The organism is Streptomyces sp. Je 1-369 (assembly GCF_026810505.1).
Taxonomy (GTDB): domain Bacteria; phylum Actinomycetota; class Actinomycetes; order Streptomycetales; family Streptomycetaceae; genus Streptomyces.
On sequence record NZ_CP101750.1, the window covers coordinates 7,528,398 to 7,546,649 of the forward strand.

At 72.1% G+C, this 18,252-nt stretch carries 15 protein-coding genes; 10 read left to right on the top strand and 5 right to left on the bottom strand.

What is annotated here, in order from left to right; translation table 11 throughout:
- Positions 1 to 63 precede the first annotated feature (63 nt).
- Positions 64 to 1,611 carry an MFS transporter gene (locus NOO62_RS33675; RefSeq protein WP_268774574.1) on the bottom strand — a complete coding sequence of 516 codons (1,548 nt, stop codon included), beginning with the start codon at positions 1,609 to 1,611 and terminating at the stop codon, positions 64 to 66.
- Positions 1,612 to 1,753: 142 nt separating this feature from the next.
- Between NOO62_RS33675 and NOO62_RS33680 the strand changes: the two genes are divergently transcribed.
- A complete protein-coding gene (locus tag NOO62_RS33680; protein WP_268774575.1) occupies positions 1,754 to 2,728 on the top strand; it encodes an Lrp/AsnC family transcriptional regulator in 975 nt (324 codons plus the stop codon).
- Positions 2,729 to 2,915: 187 nt separating this feature from the next.
- On the opposite strand, the gene NOO62_RS33685 is transcribed toward NOO62_RS33680, so the two are convergent.
- Positions 2,916 to 3,785: a LysR family transcriptional regulator gene (locus NOO62_RS33685; RefSeq protein WP_268774576.1), complete on the bottom strand. Its 870-nt coding sequence runs from the start codon at positions 3,783 to 3,785 to the stop codon at positions 2,916 to 2,918.
- A gap of 202 nt (positions 3,786 to 3,987) precedes the next feature.
- Here NOO62_RS33685 and NOO62_RS33690 point away from each other — a divergent pair, with 202 nt between their 5' ends.
- Positions 3,988 to 5,001, top strand: coding sequence for a bile acid:sodium symporter family protein (locus NOO62_RS33690; RefSeq protein WP_268775905.1), 1,014 nt, complete (start codon positions 3,988 to 3,990; stop codon positions 4,999 to 5,001).
- Here the strand turns inward: NOO62_RS33690 and NOO62_RS33695 are convergent.
- The 3 genes from NOO62_RS33695 to fdhD form a co-directional block, all read right to left on the bottom strand.
- Entirely contained in the window at positions 4,937 to 6,202 is a 1,266-nt protein-coding gene (locus tag NOO62_RS33695; protein WP_268774577.1) for a DUF4185 domain-containing protein, read from the bottom strand. The two genes, NOO62_RS33690 and NOO62_RS33695, sit on opposite strands and share 65 nt — an antisense overlap.
- Positions 6,203 to 6,212: 10 nt before the next feature.
- On the bottom strand, positions 6,213 to 8,108 hold the full coding sequence (locus tag NOO62_RS33700; protein ID WP_268774578.1) for a sialidase family protein: 1,896 nt from the start codon (positions 8,106 to 8,108) through the stop codon (positions 6,213 to 6,215).
- Between the two features lie 204 nt (positions 8,109 to 8,312).
- Entirely contained in the window at positions 8,313 to 9,161 is an 849-nt protein-coding gene (gene fdhD, locus NOO62_RS33705) for a formate dehydrogenase accessory sulfurtransferase FdhD (protein ID WP_268774579.1), read from the bottom strand.
- Positions 9,162 to 9,456: 295 nt separating this feature from the next.
- On the opposite strand from fdhD, the gene NOO62_RS33710 reads away from it, so the two are divergent.
- The 8 genes from NOO62_RS33710 (at position 9,457) to NOO62_RS33745 (ending at position 18,233) form a co-directional block, all read left to right on the top strand.
- The gene (locus NOO62_RS33710; protein WP_268774580.1) at positions 9,457 to 10,404 is read left to right on the top strand and encodes a beta-ketoacyl-ACP synthase III; all 948 of its coding nucleotides are present in this window, start codon (positions 9,457 to 9,459) and stop codon (positions 10,402 to 10,404) included.
- Positions 10,405 to 10,430: 26 nt separating this feature from the next.
- The gene (locus NOO62_RS33715; RefSeq protein WP_268774581.1) at positions 10,431 to 11,108 is read left to right on the top strand and encodes a GntR family transcriptional regulator; all 678 of its coding nucleotides are present in this window, start codon (positions 10,431 to 10,433) and stop codon (positions 11,106 to 11,108) included.
- Positions 11,109 to 11,188: 80 nt separating this feature from the next.
- Positions 11,189 to 11,806: a GNAT family N-acetyltransferase gene (locus NOO62_RS33720; protein WP_268774582.1), complete on the top strand. Its 618-nt coding sequence runs from the start codon at positions 11,189 to 11,191 to the stop codon at positions 11,804 to 11,806.
- Positions 11,807 to 11,980: 174 nt separating this feature from the next.
- Positions 11,981 to 13,162 carry an ROK family transcriptional regulator gene (locus NOO62_RS33725; RefSeq protein WP_150187180.1) on the top strand — a complete coding sequence of 394 codons (1,182 nt, stop codon included), beginning with the start codon at positions 11,981 to 11,983 and terminating at the stop codon, positions 13,160 to 13,162.
- 150 nt (positions 13,163 to 13,312) lie between these two features.
- Positions 13,313 to 14,830 carry a sugar ABC transporter ATP-binding protein gene (locus tag NOO62_RS33730; protein ID WP_268774583.1) on the top strand — a complete coding sequence of 506 codons (1,518 nt, stop codon included), beginning with the start codon at positions 13,313 to 13,315 and terminating at the stop codon, positions 14,828 to 14,830.
- Positions 14,827 to 15,846, top strand: coding sequence for an ABC transporter permease (locus NOO62_RS33735; RefSeq protein WP_321170637.1), 1,020 nt, complete (start codon positions 14,827 to 14,829; stop codon positions 15,844 to 15,846). Before NOO62_RS33730 ends, NOO62_RS33735 begins: the two co-directional genes overlap by 4 nt.
- A 62-nt stretch (positions 15,847 to 15,908) precedes the next feature.
- On the top strand, positions 15,909 to 16,949 hold the full coding sequence (locus NOO62_RS33740) for a substrate-binding domain-containing protein (RefSeq protein WP_268774584.1): 1,041 nt from the start codon (positions 15,909 to 15,911) through the stop codon (positions 16,947 to 16,949).
- A 48-nt stretch (positions 16,950 to 16,997) separates the two neighbouring features.
- Positions 16,998 to 18,233, top strand: coding sequence for a Gfo/Idh/MocA family protein (locus NOO62_RS33745; protein WP_268774585.1), 1,236 nt, complete (start codon positions 16,998 to 17,000; stop codon positions 18,231 to 18,233).
- Positions 18,234 to 18,252: the final 19 nt, after the last annotated feature.

Consider the following 18,252-nt stretch of genomic DNA (forward strand, 5'->3'; position numbering starts at 1 on the left):
CGAGACGGCGTACCGTCAGCGGCGACGTACAACTAGCGGCCGCGTACCGTCAGTACGGCGCCTTCACCGCCTCGCTTCCTCAACGTGCGGACGGCGGCGCGGAGTTCCCGCGGACCCGTCCACCGGCGACGCACCGGAACCGCCCGCGCTCACGCCGTCCGCCGGTCCCCCCGGCCCCCGCTTCCCCGGCGCCCGCACCATCACCAGCACCAGGACACCCGCGACCAGACCCGCCACGCCCGCCGCCAGCGACGCCCCGTTGAGCCCCGACGCGAAGGCCGCGCGCACCGCGTGTTCCGGCACCGTGCCGTGCAGGGCCGCGGCACCGCCGCCCGCGGCGGTGTGCGCCGCGTCGTGGCCGAGGGAGTCCTGCATGCGCGCGGTCAGCACCGTCCCGAACAGGGCGACCCCGATCGCGTACCCGAGCTGGCGGAACGTGTTGACCGCACCGCCCGCCATCCCCGCGTTCGCGGCCGGCACCGAGGCGAGCGCCGCCCCCGCGAGACCCGGCGCGACCAGACCGGCGCCGACACCCGTGAGCGTGAGCCCCGGCGCGAGCGTCCCCCAGGACGACCCGGCGTCGAGCACCGCCATGCACAGCCCGCCCGCCCCGATCAGGAGCAGCCCGACCCCGATGACCAGCCGCGGCGCCACCCCGTGCAGCAGCCGCCCGGCGAGCAGCGCCACCACGAACGACGTCGCGGCGAGCGGCAGCAGCACCAGGCTGCCGTGCACCGGACTCATGCCCAGCACGGTCTGCAGCCAGATGGAGAGGTACGGGACGACACCGAACGCCGCTCCGTTGTAGCCGACCGCGCCGATCAGCACCCCGGTGAAGGCGGGCTTGCGCAGCAGCCGCAGGTCGAGGAGCGGCTGCGCGACGCGCCGCTCGACCAGGACGAAGCAGAGCAGCGCGAGCGCCGACACCGCGAACGACGTCGCGGCGCCCGCCGACGCCCAGCCGTCCGCCCCGCCCCGCAGCACCCCGTATGTCCCCGCGCCCGCGAAGCACGCGAACGCCGCCGTGCCCGCCCAGTCGACCCGGCGCCCGGCAGGCCCGCGCGACTCCGGCACCAGGCGCAGCGTCAGCCAGATCGACGCGACGCTCACCGGCAGGTTCACGAAGAAGATCCAGCGCCATCCGGGCCCTTCCGCGAGCAGCCCGCCCACGATCGGTCCGAGCGCCGCCGACGCCCCGCTCACCGCGCCCCACACCCCGAGCGCCGTCGACCGGTCGCGCCCCTGATAGGCGGCGCCGAGCAGCGGCAGCGTCGTCGCGAGCATCGCGGCCGCGCCGAGTCCCTGCACGGCGCGCGCCGCCACCAGCAGGTTCGCGTCCGACGCGAGTCCGCAGCCCAGCGAGGCGACCGCGAACAGCGCGGTGCCGATGACGTTGAGCCGCCGCCTGCCGAACACGTCGGCCGCGGCGCCGATGCCGAGCAGCAGCGCGGCCAGCGCGAGCGCGTAGCCGTCGATGACCCACTGCAAGTCGCTCAGCGAGGCGTGCAGCGCCACCGCCATGTCGGGCAGCGCCACGATCACGATCGTCACGTCCAGCAGCAGCATGAACGTCCCCAGAGACACCGCGGTGAGCGGCCCCCATGTACGCATTTCCTCTTCCCTCCGACTCCTCGTCCGACGCCTGTGGGCGGCCCCGGTCCGCGTGGTCCTCGTACGATGGGCCGCCGGTGGACGAAGCCGGTGCCAGATCGCCTTCAGGCGCACTGATCCGACACGAGAGGTCCTGCCAGTGATGGAAGCCGACACCTTCGACGAGCTGGACCTGAAGCTGTTGCACGCCCTGGAGGTCGACGGCAGGGCGTCCTTCAGCCGCATCGCGGGTGTCCTCGGCGTCTCCGACCAGACCGTCGCCCGCCGCTTCCGACGCCTGCGCGCCGAGGCGGGCCTGCGCATCGTCGGCGTGCGCGACACCCGCAGGCTCGGGCAGGACGAGTGGATGCTGAGGCTGCGCTGCGCGCCCGACGGCGCCGAGGCCATCGCGACCGCTCTGGCCCGCCGCCCCGACACGGCATGGGTCCACCTCACATCGGCGGGCACGGAGGTGGTCTGCATGACGGTGCCCCGGACGCAGGACGACTACGACGACCTGCTCTTCGGCAAGCTCCTGCGCACCCGCAAGCTCGTCGACATCACCGCCCACCAGCTGATGCATCGCTTCTACGGCGGCCGCACCGGATGGATCGGCAAGCACCGCCCGCTCACCGACGCGCAGGCCGCCGCGCTGACCCCCGCACAGCCGCAGGCCGCCGCCCCCGCCCGCATCACCCCCGACGACGAGCCCATCATGGCCGCACTCAAGGCCGACGGCCGCGTCACGTACCCCGAACTGCAGCGGCTGACGGGCCGCTCCGAGTCCTCGGTCAAGCGACGCGTCGCCGCGCTGCTGGGCTCCGGCGCGCTCTACATCGACACCGAGTACGACACCGCCCGCTTCGGTTTCACCACCGCCGCGATGCTCTGGGTCACCGTCGCGCCGGGTGAGCTGGACGCGGTGGGCCGGGCGATGGCCGGGCATCCGGAGATCGCCCACGTCTCAGCGATCACCGGCTCCGCCAACCTGATGGCGAGCGTCCTGACCCGCGACACCGCGGAGCTCTACGCGTATCTGAGCGGCGGACTCGGCGCCCTGGACGGCGTGCGGCACGTCGAATCGGCGCCCTACGTGCGCCGATTCAAGGAGCTCACCTACCCGCGGCCGCTGCGATAGACCTCCGCGACTGGTGCGGCCGGTGCCGATGCGCGAATGATCGGAGCACAGCGGCTCTGTCGCCCTCGGGGGTGGGCTCACCGCGGCGGAACGGCCCCTACCGCGCGGGGCAGCGCGTCCCCAAGTGCACGCCGGGCACGATCGTCACACCCGCCGACATCGATCTCATCCTGCCCCCGTGCCACGGTCAGCGACCGCCCCGGTGCAGTCGGTCCCCGCCCGCCAGGATCGCCGCCGCCAGCGCGTCCGCCGCGTCCTGGGCCGACGCGCGCCGCTCGCCCTGGAGCAGGACGAAGTCGACCGGCCCCAGCTCGGGCAGTCCTGCCCGGTCCGGGACGCGGACCAGGCCGGGCGGGATCAGGCCCCGTGAGTGCGCCATCACGCCGAGCCCCGCGCGGGCCGCCGCCACCAGGCCGTTGAGGCTGCCGCTCGTGCAGGCCACGCGCCAGGCGCGGCCCCGGCGCTCCAGGGCCTCGAAGGCGAGGGCGCGGGTGATGCCCGGCGGGGGGTAGACGATCAGCGGCACCGGCCGCTCGGGGTCGAGGCGGAGCCGTTCGGCGCCGATCCAGACCAGGTCGTCCTGCCACACCAGCTCGCCGCGCGGATCCTCCGGACGGCGCTTGGCCAGTACGAGGTCGAGCTTGCCCGCGGTCAGCTGCTTGTGCAGGGTGCCGGACAGCTCGACCGTCAGCTCCAGGTCGACATCGGGGTGGTCGTGCCGGAACGACTCCAGGATGTCGGTGAGCCGGGTCAGGACGAAGTCCTCCGACGCCCCGAACCGCAGCCGCCCGCCCAGCCGCTTCCCGGCGAAGAACGCGGCGGCCTGCTCGTGCGCCGCCAGGATCCTGCGGGCGAAGCCGAGCATGGCCTCGCCGTCCTCGGTCAGCTCCACGCTGTGCGTGTCGCGCGTGAACAGCTGCCGCCCGGTCGCGTCCTCCAGGCGCCGCACGTGCTGGCTGACGGTCGACTGGCGCAGGCCGAGCCTGCGGGCGGCCCGGGTGAAACTCAGCGTCTGGGCGACCGCGAGGAACGTACGGAGCTGCGAAGGGTCGTACACGCGCCTCAGCCTAACCGCGCTCATCGCAGAACGTGATGACAGTCAGAACGGTGTACGGGATTCCCGATCACCCCCACCAGGAGGATCATGGAGAGAGCACGCCCGCACGACAGCGGCCCCCCCCCCCCCCCGCAGCGCGGGGGGCCCCGCACCGAGAGCATGGAGCCCCAGCACCGTGAAACGCCTGAAGTGGCCGGCCTGGATGCCGGTCGACCCGTACATCATGGCGCTGCTCGCGACCGTGGGCCTCGCCGCCCTCCTGCCCGCCCGCGGCACGTCCGCCGATGTCGCCTCCGGTGCCTCCACCGCCGCCGTCTCGCTGCTCTTCTTCCTCTACGGCTCCCGGCTCTCCACCCGCGAGGCACTCGACGGGCTCAAGCACTGGCGGCTCCACCTCACGGTCCTGGCCTGCACGTTCGTCGTGTTCCCGCTGCTCGGGCTGGCCGCGAAGGGGCTCGTCCCGTACGTCCTCACGCCCGCGCTGTTCAGCGGTTTCCTCTTCCTCACCCTGGTGCCCTCGACGATCCAGTCGTCCATCGCCTTCACGTCGATGGCCCGCGGCAACGTGCCCGCCGCGATCTGCGCGGGCTCCTTCTCCTCGCTGGCGGGCATCGTGCTGACGCCGCTGCTCGCGGCCGCGCTGCTCGGCGACAGCGGAGGCGGGTTCTCCGCGGACTCGCTCCTCAAGATCGTGCTGCAGCTGCTCGTGCCGTTCCTCGCCGGACAGCTCCTGCGCCGGTGGGTGGGCGGCTTCATCGCCCGCCACAAGAAGGTCCTCGGCTACGTCGACCGCGGGTCGATCCTGCTCGTCGTCTACACCGCGTTCAGCGAGGGCATGGTGCAGGGCATCTGGGGTCAGGTGCACCCGCTGCGGCTGCTCGCGCTGCTCGGCGTCGAGGCGGTGCTGCTCGCGGTCATGCTGGCGCTGACCTGGTACGGAGCGAAGAGGATCGGCTTCGGCCGCGCCGACAGGATCGCGATCCAGTTCGCCGGGTCGAAGAAGTCCCTGGCCGCCGGGCTGCCCATGGCGAGCGTCCTGTTCGGCGCGGACGCCTCGCTGGCGGTGCTGCCGCTGATGCTCTTCCACCAGATGCAGCTGATGGTCTGCGCGGTGATCGCCAAGCGCCGCTCGCGGGACCCGGAGGAGTTCGTCAGCGAGCCGCCGCGAACCGCAGCGACACGAACCGCGGTCGGTACAGGGACACGTTCCGGGTGACGTTCGCCTGCGCGGTGGCGGGCGTCGCGTCGAGCCAGTTGACGTCGTAGCTCAGCACGACTCGGCCGTTTCCGGCCCCGTCCCCGACGAGCGCGGGGTGGGCCTGCGGGTTGTAGGCGGCGGTGTCCTGGCGGGGCGCGCTGTCCTTGGGCAGGGCGGCCTCGAAGGCCTTGGCGGGGCCGTGCCAGGGGCCGGTGGGGGAGCAGGACCAGTACGAGGTGACGGTGGTCAGGCCCTCGGTGCCCGCCGCCATCGTGAACAGCACGTACGTCCCGTCGTCCCGCACCACGGTGAACGCGCTGCCCACCCCCTTGCGCCTGCCGTCCCCGAGCACGGCCCGGGGCGTGGCGTCGTGTCCCCACTCCTCGCCGTCCCAGTACTCCCACGCCGAGCCGTCACCGAGACTGCCGTGCGGCACCCGCGCGACGTACGCGTCGGAGGAGGGGCGCGAGGTCGCCTGGGCGTCCGTGCCGCCGAAGACGTACGTCCAGTCCTCGTCGTCGACCGTCGTCGTGCCGTACAGGACGCGCTTCTCCGGGTCGCCGACCGACTGCTGGTCGGAGACCGTCGTGATGCCCTCGACCCGCAGGTCGGGCAGCGAGAGCGTGGCGACCTCGGTGGCGACGGGGACGCCGTAGATCCACGGGCCCTGGCTCGCCATGCGGTTCCACAGCAGGACGCGCACGACCTTCTCGTCCCCACCGGGAGTGCGTGGCTCCACGCGCGCCGCGACCGGCCAGCGCCACTGCTGGGGCGCCGGGTCGGGGAAGAGCGGCGCGGCGAGGGTGCGCCGCAAGGTGCCCGAACGGGTCATCACCACGGCCGAGTTGCGGACCATGGGCGTGTTCGCGTCGCGCCAGGTGTGCGGCTGGCCCACCGGGTTCGGGGGCGCGTGGACCTGGCCGAGGAAGGTGTCGGAGAACAGCCACAGCACGCGGCCGTCGGGCAGGCGCACGGAGTGGGTGCCGTCGCCGCCGGTCCAGTCGTCCGTGCGCGTCACGTCGTCGCCGTAGCGCGCGAACTCGTCGGTGGGGGCGTCCTCGGCGGCCGAGGAGGCGACGGTGCGGGGCCGGCATGCCGCATCGCCCTCCCGGCCGTCTTCCGGGAGGGCGATGAGCAGGACGGCCGCGCAGGCCAGGGCCAGCAGCAGGACCAGCCAGATCCTGCCCGGCCCCGACGCGGCACGTTCGCGGGCGGACACGCCGGGGACGTTAGTTGCTGCCGCGCACGCGGTCCATGGGGAGTCGGACGACGGTGTCCCGTGTCACAGGAACATCACCCGTACGCAGGCTTCCCACCTCGGCGTCGTCCAATGCCCGGTCGTACACGCGCACTTCGTCGATCGCCCCGGTGAAGTGGGCGCGGCTGTCGAGCCGTTGCCCCACGTGGACGCCGAACGGCGAGTTGCGGCTGACGGTGCCCGGCACGTCGGCGGCGGAGACCTGCGTACCGTCGAGGAACAGCGTCAGGCGGCCGTCGCCGCGGCGCAGCGCCAGGTGGTGCCATGCGCCGTCGTTGTACGCGCTCGTCGTGCGCACCGAAGCGGATCTCGGCGGCGACGCGCCGTCCCGTGTGGTGATGAGGCCGGTGACGCGGTTGTTCGCGGGCTCGCCGCGCAGCCACACCTGCGGCTGGTTGGTGCCGATGCCGCCCATCCACAGCAGCGGCTGCTCACCGGTCGTCCCGTCGTAGCGGAACCAGAGGGAGGCAGTGAAGTCCCGTGCGCCCAGCGGGAGTCGGCGGCTGAACGGGAGCCGCACCGCGTCGTCCGTACCGTCGAAGGCGAGCGCGCCGCCGAAGCGGCCCGGGGTCACGCGTGCCCCGCCGAGCACCGCGGCGGGGCGAGCGCCCGGCGCGAGGTCGCTCGTGGTGGGGTCGGGGCCTCGGCGTGGCGTCAGCCAGTCCTCGGTGAAGCGGGCGAAGCGGATCTCGTCGCGCGCGTCGACGGCGCCGCCCTCGTACAGCAGCCCCACGTGCGTGCGGTCGGCCCGCACCAGGTCCGAGTAGCCGGACCAGTCCGTGGTCACCGTGGTGCCGCGGTCGACGCTGTCCCAGGTGCGCCCGCCGTCGTAGGACGAGCGGATCTGCATCGTGCGGCGGCGGTCCGGGTCGGCCGGGCAGGCGAGCAGCATCCGCTTGCCGAACTGGAGGGTGGAGCCCTGCACTTGAGGTGTGTAGAGGTCGGGGATCGCGCGGAAGGGAGCGGTGTACGTGCTGCCGCCGTCCCGGCTGACCGTGTGTGTGCGGTGGCCGAGATCCGTGCCGTCCTGTTCGCGGCCGCTGACGTAGACCGCGCCGTCGGGCCGCTCGGTGATGGTCATCTCGGACGGCTTCTGACGGAACGTACCGTCAGCCGGTATCGGGTACGAGTCCGTCGCGCCGATCTTCCAGTGGTCGCCGCCGTCGTCGCTGACGATCAGCGCGGCGTGGTTGGCGGTGACCCGGCTGCCGTTCCACGTCTCGGTGTTGGCCGTGAGGACGAGGCGTCCCTTGTGCCGGCCGCGGGTCAGCTGGATGCCGTGCACGGGGCCGGTCGCGTACCAGGAGTTCCACTGCGGCGGCAGGATCTCCTTGCTCAGGTCGCGCGGCGCGGACCAGCTGGCGCCGTCGTCGTCGCTGTACTGCAAGTGGGGGGTCCGGTCGCACGGTATGTCGCAGTTCTTGTTGTCCGTGCGTCCCGTGTTGTACGTCTCCGCGAGGAGGATGCGGCCGCTCTCGCGGTCGACGACGGGCGCCGGATTGCCGTGGGTGTCGCCGTCGCCCTCGTTGATCACCTGAAGCGGACCCCAGGTGCGGCCGCCGTCGTGCGACCGCTTGAGCACCAGGTCTATGTCGCCCGCGTCGCCGCAGTCGTTGACCCTGCCCTCCGCGAAGGCGAGCAGCGTGCCCTTCGTGGTCCGTACGACGGCGGGGATGCGGTAGCAGGCGTAGCCGGGGTCCCGGTCGGCCTTGAACAGCACCTGCTGCTCGAACGGCGCGGCCGGTTCCGGGGCAGCCCGCACGGCCTGCGCCGCGGGCGCGGGCAGCAGGGCGCCGAGGGTGGCGACGGTCAGGGCGGCGGTGGCGGTGCGGAGTGATCTGAGACGTACGCGGAAACTCGATGGCATGGTGCGGTCCGCCTTTCGTGGCGACGGCGACTCATGGCGTTGTGGGCGTCCTGACATCCTGACATCCCATGTCCACGTTTCGTCGCAGACGCTACTGGGGGTCACCCGCACCCCACAAGAAGTACGCCGCGCGGGATCAGGACGACCTGGACCCGGGTGCCGGGGAATCCGCTCGCGGGTCCCGCACCGGGCGGGCGGCCCGGATCAGCCCCGGGTGGCCTCGGCGCGCAGGGTGACGCGGTGCTCGCCCGCGTACACGTTCATGGAGGAGCCCCGCAGGAAACCGATCAGCGTGAGACCCGTCTCCGCGGCCAGGTCGACGGCGAGCGAGGACGGCGCGGAGACCGCCGCGAGCACCGGAATGCCCGCCATCACCGCCTTCTGGGCGAGCTCGAAGGAGGCGCGGCCCGAGACGAGCAGGATCGCGCGCGACAGCGGGAGTTCCCCGTTCCGCAGGGCGCGTCCGATCAGTTTGTCGACGGCGTTGTGCCGCCCCACGTCCTCCCGTATGTCGAGCAGCTCGCCCTCTTCGGAGAAGAGCGCCGCCCCGTGCAGGCCGCCGGTCCTGTCGAAGACCCGCTGCTCGGTGCGGAGCCGGTCGGGGAGGCCGGCGAGGAGTTCGGTCCCGATGCGGAGCGGCGGAGTGTCGGCGATCGGGAAGCGGGCGGTCGTGCGGACGGCGTCCAGGCTCGCCTTGCCGCACAGGCCGCAGGACGACGTGGTGTAGACGTTGCGTTCGAGGGTGATGTCCGGGAGCACGACGCCGGGGGCGGTCTGCACGTCGACGACGTTGTACGTGTTCGAGCCGTCGGCCGTCGCACCCGCGCAATACACGATCGACCGCAGCTCGTCCACCGCGCCGAGCACGCCCTCACTCACCAGGAAACCGGCCGCCAGCGCGAAGTCGTCCCCGGGCGTGCGCATGGTGATGGCGAGCGGCTTGCCGTTCAGCCGGATCTCCAGGGGTTCCTCGGCGACGAGGGTGTCCGGCCGCTCCGAGACGTGCCCGTCCCTGACCCGGATCACCTTGCGTCGCTCCGTGACTCGTCCCATTGTCTTGATCAGTCCCGGTTCTGTACGTGCTGGTGGCCGAAGCGGCCTTCACGGTCTCATTGTCCTGCACGTGCGGTGGCGGATCGCAGCCGACTCCGTTGTACGCCCGTGCGCCGAGTCCGTCGGCAGAGCGTCGAACTCGCACACAAGGTCACACAGTTCTTCAGAGGGTGACCACATCATGAGAAGCATCCAAACCCTGCGCTCCTTTCCTGTCGCATTACGTGCATCGTTACTCATCAGTCGCTGACCAGACTGGAGGGTCCCGTATCTTCGGCCCAAGGGGGACCCGTACATGCACGGCTCGCGCATCGCCGCCGTCGGCCACTACCAGCCCGCCAGAATCCTCACCAATGAGGACCTGGCGGCCAAGGTCGACACGAGCGACGAGTGGATCCGGTCCCGGGTCGGCATCCGCACCCGGCACATCGCGGGCCCGGAGGAGCCGGTCGACGAGCTGGCCGCGCACGCCGGCGGCAAGGCACTCGCCGCCGCGGGCCTCACTCCCGACGCGATCGACCTCGTCCTGGTCGCCACCTCCACCGCCATCGACCGCTCCCCGAACATGGCGGCGCGGGTCGCCGCGCGCCTCGGTGTCCCCGGCCCCGCCGCCCTGGACCTCAACGTCGTGTGCGCGGGCTTCACCCACGCCCTCGCCACCGCCGACCACACCCTGCGGGCCGGCGCCGCGACCCGCGCCCTGGTCATCGGCGCCGACAAGATGTCCGAGGTCACCGACTGGACGGACCGCACCACCTGCGTCCTGACCGGCGACGGTGCTGGCGCGGTCGTCCTGGAGGCGTGCGGCCCCGGCGAGGAGCCCGGTGTCGGCCCCGTGCTCTGGGGCTCGGTGCCGGAGATGGGCAACGCCGTACGCATCGAGGGCACGCCGCCCCGCTTCGCGCAGGAGGGCCAGAGCGTCTACCGCTGGGCGACGACCCAGCTGCCCCCGCTCGCCCGCGCGGCCTGCGAGCGCGCCGGGCTCACCCCCGCCGACCTCGCCGGGGTCGTCCTGCACCAGGCCAACCTCCGCATCATCGAGCCGCTCGCCGAGCGCATCGGCGCGGTCAACGCCGTCGTCGCGCGCGATGTCGTCGACTCCGGCAACACGTCGGCGGGCAGCATCCCGATGGCGCTGTCCAAGCTGGTCGAGCGCGGCGAACTCCGCTCCGGCGACCCGGTGCTGCTGTTCGGCTTCGGCGGCAACCTGTCGTACGCGGGGCAGGTCGTGCGCTGCCCGTGAACCGGATCTCCGACGAGGGGGCCGCGATGCCGTCCACAGGGCTGCCGCCGGGGGCGGTGCCCAGACTCGAACGGCCCGGACCGCTCAGGGAGCGGGTCTACGAAGCGTTGCTCGAACTGATCACGACCCGCTCGCTGCGGCCCGGCCAGCACCTCGTCGAGAGCGAGCTGGCCGGGCACCTGGGCGTCTCGCGGCAGCCGGTGCGCGAAGCGCTGCAACGGCTCGACACCGAGGGGTGGGTGGACCTGCGGCCCGCCCAGGGTGCGTTCGTGCACGAGCCGACCGCGGAGGAGGCGGACCAACTCCTCACCGTGCGCACCCTCCTGGAGTCCGAGGCCGCCCGCCTCGCCGCCGCGAACACCGGCCTCGCGGGCATCACCGAGCTCGACGACCTCTGCACCCGCGGCGAACAGGCCGTGTCCGGCGGCGATGTCGACCAGGTGGTCGCCCTCAACGCCGCCTTCCACGCCAAGGTGATGGAACTCGCGGGCAACGCGGTCCTCGCCGAGCTCGCCGGGCAGGTCGACCGCAGGGTCCGCTCGTACTGCACACCGGTGGCCAGGCAGCGCGGCAAGCAGTCGTGGACGGAGCACCGCGAACTGATCGCGGCGATCGCCGAGCGCGACGAGCGGCGCGCGACGGACATCATGCGCGCCCACACGGAACACACCAGGCGGACGTACCACCAGCGCGACCGGGACTGAGCACCGCCCCGACCGGCAACCGTGTGAGGCCGCCAACCGCCAACCGCCAACCGCGAGACGCGAAGACCGGGAGAAGCGAATTGAGTACGCCCCGCCGCACGCCCCGCCGCACGCCCCACCGCATACGCCCCGTCATCGACGAAGACGTTCCAACGGCGGTGAACACCCTCGCCAGAGCCTTCGCCGACTATCCCTTCACCCGGCACGTCGTCGCGGCCGACGACCACCACCAGCGGGTACGCCGATTCCAGGAGCTGTTCCTGACGCGCATCGGGATGGTCTACGGACGGGTCTGGGTCGCGGGCGCCGGGCGCGCCGTCGCCGTGTGGACCACGCCGGACCGCGACCCGGGACCCGGCTTCGCCGCGATCGGCCCGCTCATCGAAGAGCTCGCGGGCGACCGCGCACCCTGGTTCGCGGCGGCGGACCGCGCGCTGCGACCGTACCGGCCGCAGTTCCCCGCCTGGTTCCTCGCCACGGTCGGGGTCGACCCGGACGAGCAGGGCAAGGGCCTCGGCGGCGCGGTGATCGAACCCGGCCTCGAAGCCGCCGACCGCGCGGGCTTCCCCTGCTTCCTGGAGACCTCGACCGAGCAGAACGTGACGTTCTACGAACGGCTCGGCTTCACCGTCACGGCGGACGTACCGCTGCCGGACAACGGCCCGCACACGTGGTGCATGCTCAGGAAGCCCGCGTAGACACACCCCGCACCGTGCTTCACCCCACCCCCTCACCCCCCTTTGTCCTGTGACTGGAGAAAGTCATGGGTAAATCGCGCTCAACTTCTTCCCAGCCCCGGCAGGCACTGCTACGTTCCCCTCGAAAGCTCGAACCGGGAAGCCCGATGAGGCGGGGAGGGGCGCGTGAGACGTATGACGGCTCGACCCGCCAACACGCACCAGGCACGGCTGCTGCGCCTGTTGCGTGACGGAGGACCCAACTCCCGCGCCCAGCTGGGCGATCAGGTCGACCTGTCGCGGTCCAAACTGGCCGTCGAGGTCGACCGGCTCCTGGAGACCGGACTCGTGGTCGCCGACGGACTCGCCGCCTCGCGCGGCGGCCGCCGCTCCCACAACATCCGCCTGGCCCCCGCCCTCCGCTTCCTCGGCGTGGACATCGGCGCGACCTCGGTCGACGTCGCGGTGACCAACGCCGAGCTGGAGGTCCTCGGCCACATCAACCAGCCCATGGACGTGCGCGAAGGCCCGGTCGCGGTCTTCGAGCAGGTCCTCGCCATGGCCGCCAAGCTCAAGGCCTCCGGGCTCGCGGAAGGGTTCGACGGCGCCGGCATCGGCGTCCCGGGTCCCGTCCGCTTCCCCGAGGGCGTGCCGGTCGCCCCGCCGATCATGCCGGGGTGGGACGGCTTCCCCGTAAGGGAGGCCCTCAGTCAGGATCTGGGCTGCCCCGTCATGGTCGACAACGACGTGAACCTCATGGCGATGGGGGAGCAGCACGCGGGCGTCGCACGCTCCGTGGCCGACTTCCTCTGCGTCAAGATCGGCACCGGCATCGGCTGCGGCATCGTCGTCGGCGGTGAGGTCTACCGCGGTACGACGGGCAGCGCCGGCGACATCGGCCACATCCAGTCCGAACCCGACGGACGCCCCTGCGCCTGCGGCAACAAGGGCTGCCTGGAAGCCTATTTCAGCGGCGCGGCGCTCGCCCGCGACGCCGAGGAGGCGGCCAGGGAGGGGCGTTCGGCGGAGCTCGCCACGCGGCTCGACGAGGCGGGACGGCTCAGCGCCGTCGACGTCGCGGCGGCCGCCGCCGCGGGTGACGCCACCGCGCTCGACCTCATCCGCGAGGGCGGCAACCGCACCGGCCAGGTCATCGCGGGCCTCGTCAGCTTCTTCAACCCCGGACTCGTGGTGATCGGCGGCGGCGTGACCGGCCTCGGCCACACGCTGCTCGCCGCGATCCGTACCCAGGTCTACCGCCAGTCGCTGCCCCTGGCGACCGGCAACCTCCCCATCGTGCTCGGTGAGTTGGGCCCCACCGCCGGAGTCATCGGCGGCGCCCGCCTCATCAGCGACCACCTGTTCTCCCCGGCCTGACAACCGGCACCACCCCGAGCAACGCCACCGCGTCACCTCCTACCCGGCGCCGCACCCTGCTCCGCCGTGCGCCGGTGCCACCACCCGGGCTACTCCGCCCTGCCCCGAATCCGCCCTGCCCTGCTGCGATCGCCGCCGAGGGGAACCGTCATGGCACAAGAACCACCGCTGCTCACCATGTCCGGCATCACCAAGTCGTTCCCCGGAGTCCGTGCCCTCGACGGCGTCGACCTCCAGGTGCAGGCCGGGGAAGTGCACTGCCTCCTCGGCCAGAACGGCGCCGGGAAGTCCACCCTCATCAAGGTCCTCGCCGGCGCCCACCAGCCCGACGGCGGCGAGATCACCTGGCGCGGCGAGCGCACCACGCTCCGCTCCCCGATCGCCGCCATGCGCCTCGGCATCGCCACCATCTACCAGGAACTCGACCTGGTCGAAGGGCTGTCCGTGGCCGAGAACGTCCACCTCGGGCATGAGCCGACCGCCGCAGGATTCGTCGTACGCGGCCGGGCGGCGAAGGCGTCAACCGCCGCCCTGCTCAAGCGACTTGGGCACGCGGAGATCGATCCGGGGCGGCTCGTCGGTGACCTCTCCGCCGCCCAGCAGCAGATCGTGTCGATGGCTCGCGCGCTCTCGCACGAGGTGCGCCTCATCGTCATGGACGAGCCGTCCGCCGCCCTCGACCCCGACGAGGTCGACAACCTCTTCCGCATCGTCGGCGACCTCACGGCGGACGGCGTCGCCGTCGTCTACATCTCCCACCGCCTGGAGGAGATCCGCCGCATCGGCGACCGCGTCACCGTCCTCAAGGACGGCCGGGCCGTCGCGGGTGGACTCCCCGCGGAATCCACGCCCACCAGGGACGTCGTGGCGCTGATGACCGGCCGCAACGTCGAGTACGTCTTCCCGGACCGGCCCGCCGAACCCCCCACCGCGGAACCGGTGTTGCGGGTCCGCGGCCTCTCCCGGCACGGCGAGTTCGAACCCTTCGACCTCGACCTGCGGCCCGGCGAGATCGTGGGCCTCGCCGGACTCGTCGGGTCGGGACGCTCCGAGATCCTGGAGACGATCTACGGCGCCCGCAGGCCGAGCTCCGGCCAAGTGGTCGTGAGCGGTCAGCCGTTGCGCCCCGGCAGCGTCCGCGCCGCCGTCCGCGCGGGGCTCGGGCTCGCCCCCGAGGAACGCAAGGCGCAGGCCCTCCTCATGCTGGAGTCCGTCACCCGCAACGTATCCGTCTCCTCCATGTCCCGTTTCTCGCGCGCTGGCTGGCTCGACCGGGGCGCGGAACGCGAGGCCGCCCGCGCGGCGACCCGCGAACTCTCGTTGCGGCCCGACGAGCCCTCGGCCCCCGTGCGCACCCTCTCCGGCGGCAACCAGCAGAAGGCCGTCCTGGCCCGCTGGCTGCTGCGCGGCTGCCGTGTCCTGCTGCTCGACGAGCCGACCCGCGGCGTCGACGTCGGCGCCCGCGCCGAGCTGTACGCGGTGATCCGCCGCCTCGCCGACGAAGGCCTCGCCGTACTCCTCGTCTCCAGCGAAGTACCCGAAGTGCTGGGCCTCGCCGACCGTGTCCTCGTACTCCGCGAAGGCCGCGTCGTCCACGCCGCGCCCGCCCGTGAACTCGACGAACACCGCGTACTCGACCTCGTCCTTGAAGGGAGCCCGGCGGCATGACCCAGCCAGCCCCGGCGGCCGAGGCCGCCACCCACAAGAGCACCCCCGCAGACGGCGGCAGCCCGTGGCGCACCGCCGTGGCCCGCGCCGACGTGCGGACGCTCTCCCTGCTCGGCGTGCTCGCCGTGCTGATCGTGATCGGCGGCATCACCCAGCCCGACTCGTTCCTCGACACCGACAACGTCCAGCTGATCCTCACCCAGGCCTCCGTCATCGGCGTGGTCACCGTCGGCATGACCTTCGTGATCATCTCCGGCGGCATCGACCTGTCGGTCGGCGCGATCGTCGCGCTCGCCTCGGTGTGGGCGACGACGGTGGCCACCCAGGAGTACGGCTTCGCGGGCATCCTCTTCACCGCCGTCATCGTCGGCATGGGGTGCGGCCTGGTGAACGGCCTGCTCATCGCGTACGGCGCGATCGTGCCGTTCATCGCCACCCTCGCCATGCTGGCGGCGGGCCGCGGCCTCGCTCTGCAGATCACCGACGGCAAGACGCAGATGGTCACCGTCGACTCGGTGTTGAAGCTCGGCGAGCGCGACTCGTACATCCTCGGCATCCCGCCCCTGGTCCTGGTCTTCGCCGCCGTCACCGTCGTCGGCTGGCTGCTCCTGAACCGCACCACCTTCGGCCGCCGCTCCGTCGCCGTCGGCGGCAACGCGGAAGCCGCCCGCCTGGCCGGCATCGACGTCCGCAGGCAGCGGCTCTACCTGTACCTGCTCTCCGGCCTGTGCTGCGGCATCGCGGCCTTCCTGCTGATCATCCTCTCCGGCTCCGGCCAGAACACCAACGGCAACCTGTACGAACTCGACGCGATCGCCGCGGTGATCATCGGCGGCACCCTGCTCAGCGGCGGCCGCGGCACCATCACGGGCTCCGTACTCGGCGTACTGATCTTCACCACGATCCAGAACATCTTCGCGCTCAACAACCTGGAGACCGCGACCCAGCAGATCGCCAAGGGCGCGATCATCGTCGCCGCGGTGCTCGTCCAACGGCGCTCGGCCACCACCACTTGAGACGTCCGGTCACCACATCCTGAAACGCTCGGCCACCACTTCCTGACCCGAGGGGTTCACCCATGCCATCCCACACGAGCCGCAGAGGACTCCTCTTCGGAGCCGCCGCGCTGTCCACCGGCGCCCTCATCACGGGCTGCACCAGCAACGAGTCCAAGGACGACGACTCCGACGACAAGTCGCAGCAGGTCGCCGACGACAAGCCGGGCAAGAAGGTCACCATCGGCTTCGCGGGCCCCCAGGCCGACCACGGCTGGCTCAACGCCATCAACGACAACGCCAAGAAGCGCGCCGAGAAGTACTCGGACGTCACCCTGGAGGCCACCGAGGGCTCCAACGACACCGCCGCGCAGATCGGCCAGGTCGAGACGCTGATCAACAAGAAGGTCGACGTCCTCGTCGTCCTGCCCGCCGACGGCAAGGCGCTCACCCAGGTCGGTCTGAAGGCCATGAAAGCGGGCATTCCCGTCGTCAACCTCGACCGCGTCTTCGCGTCCCCGCAGGCCTACCGCTGCTGGATCGGCGGAGACAACTACGGCATGGGCCTGAGCGCCGGGCACTACATCGGCGAGAAGCTCAAGGACACGAAGAACGCCCGCGTCGTGGAGCTGGCGGGACTCGACAACCTGGAACTCACCAAGCAGCGCTCCAAGGGCTTCGACGACGCCCTGAAGAACTACCCGAACATCAAGAAGGTCGCCCGTCAGGCAGCCGACTTCACCGTCGAGTCCGGACAGTCGAAGATGTCCCAGCTCCTGCAGGCGCAGAAGAACTTCGACGCCCTGTGGAACCACGACGACGACCAGGGCGTGGGGGCCCTGCGCGCCATCAAGCAGGCGGGCCGCGACGACTTCCTGATGGTCGGCGGCGCGGGCGCGCTCTCCGCGATGCAGGCGATCGAGGCGGACGACAGCGTCCTGAAGGCCACCGTCCTCTACCCGCCGACCATGGCCGCCTCCGCGATCGACCTCGCGCGCGCCCTCGGCCAGGGCAAGGGCATCAACGGCATGGCGGAGTTCGAGATCCCCTCCTTCGTCACCTGCTACTCGGCCGTGGTCGACAAGGAGAACGTCGGCCAGTACATGTCCACCGGTTTCAAGTGATGCGCACGCCCGCACCCCCCACCGAGCGTCGACGAGGAGGATTACCGCATGCGTGAGACGGAAACCGAGGCCGGTGCCGATTCCGGGCCCACCGGGTCCACCGGGTCCACCGGGAAGCGCCCCCTGGGCGTGGGCATGGTCGGCTACGCCTTCATGGGCGCCGCCCACTCACAGGGCTGGCGCACCGTGGGCCGCGTCTTCGACCTGCCGGTACGGCCGGTGCTCTCGGCCGTCTGCGGCCGCGACGGCGGCGCCGTGCGCGCCGCCGCCGACCGGCTCGGCTGGGCCGCCGCCGAGACGGACTGGCGCGCCCTGATCGCCCGGGACGACGTCGACCTCGTCGACATCTGCACCCCCGGCGACAGCCATGCGGAGATCGCGCTCGCCGCCCTGGAGGCGGGCAAGCACGTGCTGTGCGAGAAGCCGCTCGCCAACACCGTCGAGGAGGCCGAGGCGATGGCCGAGGCCGCCGAACGGGCTCGCGCACGCGGCCAGGTGGCCATGGTCGGCTTCAACTACCGCCGGGTGCCCGCCCTCGCGCTCGCCCGGCGGATGGTCGCCGAGGGGCGCCTCGGCGCGCTGCGCCACGTACGCCTGACGTACCTTCAGGACTGGCTGGTCGACGCGTCGTTCCCGCTCACGTGGCGGCTGCGCAAGGACCGGGCGGGCTCCGGCGCACTCGGCGACCTGGGCGCGCACATCGTGGACCTCGCGCAGTATCTGGTGGGGGAGCCGGTGGCCGGAGTGTCGGCGCTGACCGAGACCTTCGTACGTGAAAGGCCGCTGCTGGAGGGCGCTTCGAGCGGTCTCACCGCGGAGGGCGGCAGTCGGCTGGGGGCGGTCACCGTCGATGACGCCGCCGTCTTCACGGCACGGTTCCCGTCCGGCGCCCTCGCCTCCTTCGAGGCGACCCGCTTCGCCGCGGGCCGCAAGAACGCGCTGCGACTCGAACTCAACGGCTCCGAAGGATCGTTGGCCTTCGATCTGGAGCGCCTGAACGAGCTCTCCTTCCACGACCACACCGAGCCCGCCGCGTCGTCCGGGTTCCGCCGCATCCTGGTGACCGAGCCCGACCACCCGTACGTCGACGCATGGTGGCCGCCGGGCCACGGCCTCGGCTACGAGCACACCTTCGTGCACCAGGCCCGCGACCTGCTGCACGCCATCGCCACCGGCGCGCGGCCCGAACCGTCCTTCGCCGACGGTCTTTCCGTGCAGCGGGTGCTCGCCGCGGTGGAGGAGAGCGCGGCGAAGAACTCCGTGTACACGCCTGTTCCTGCCTGACGGCCGCGCTTCTGCGCCC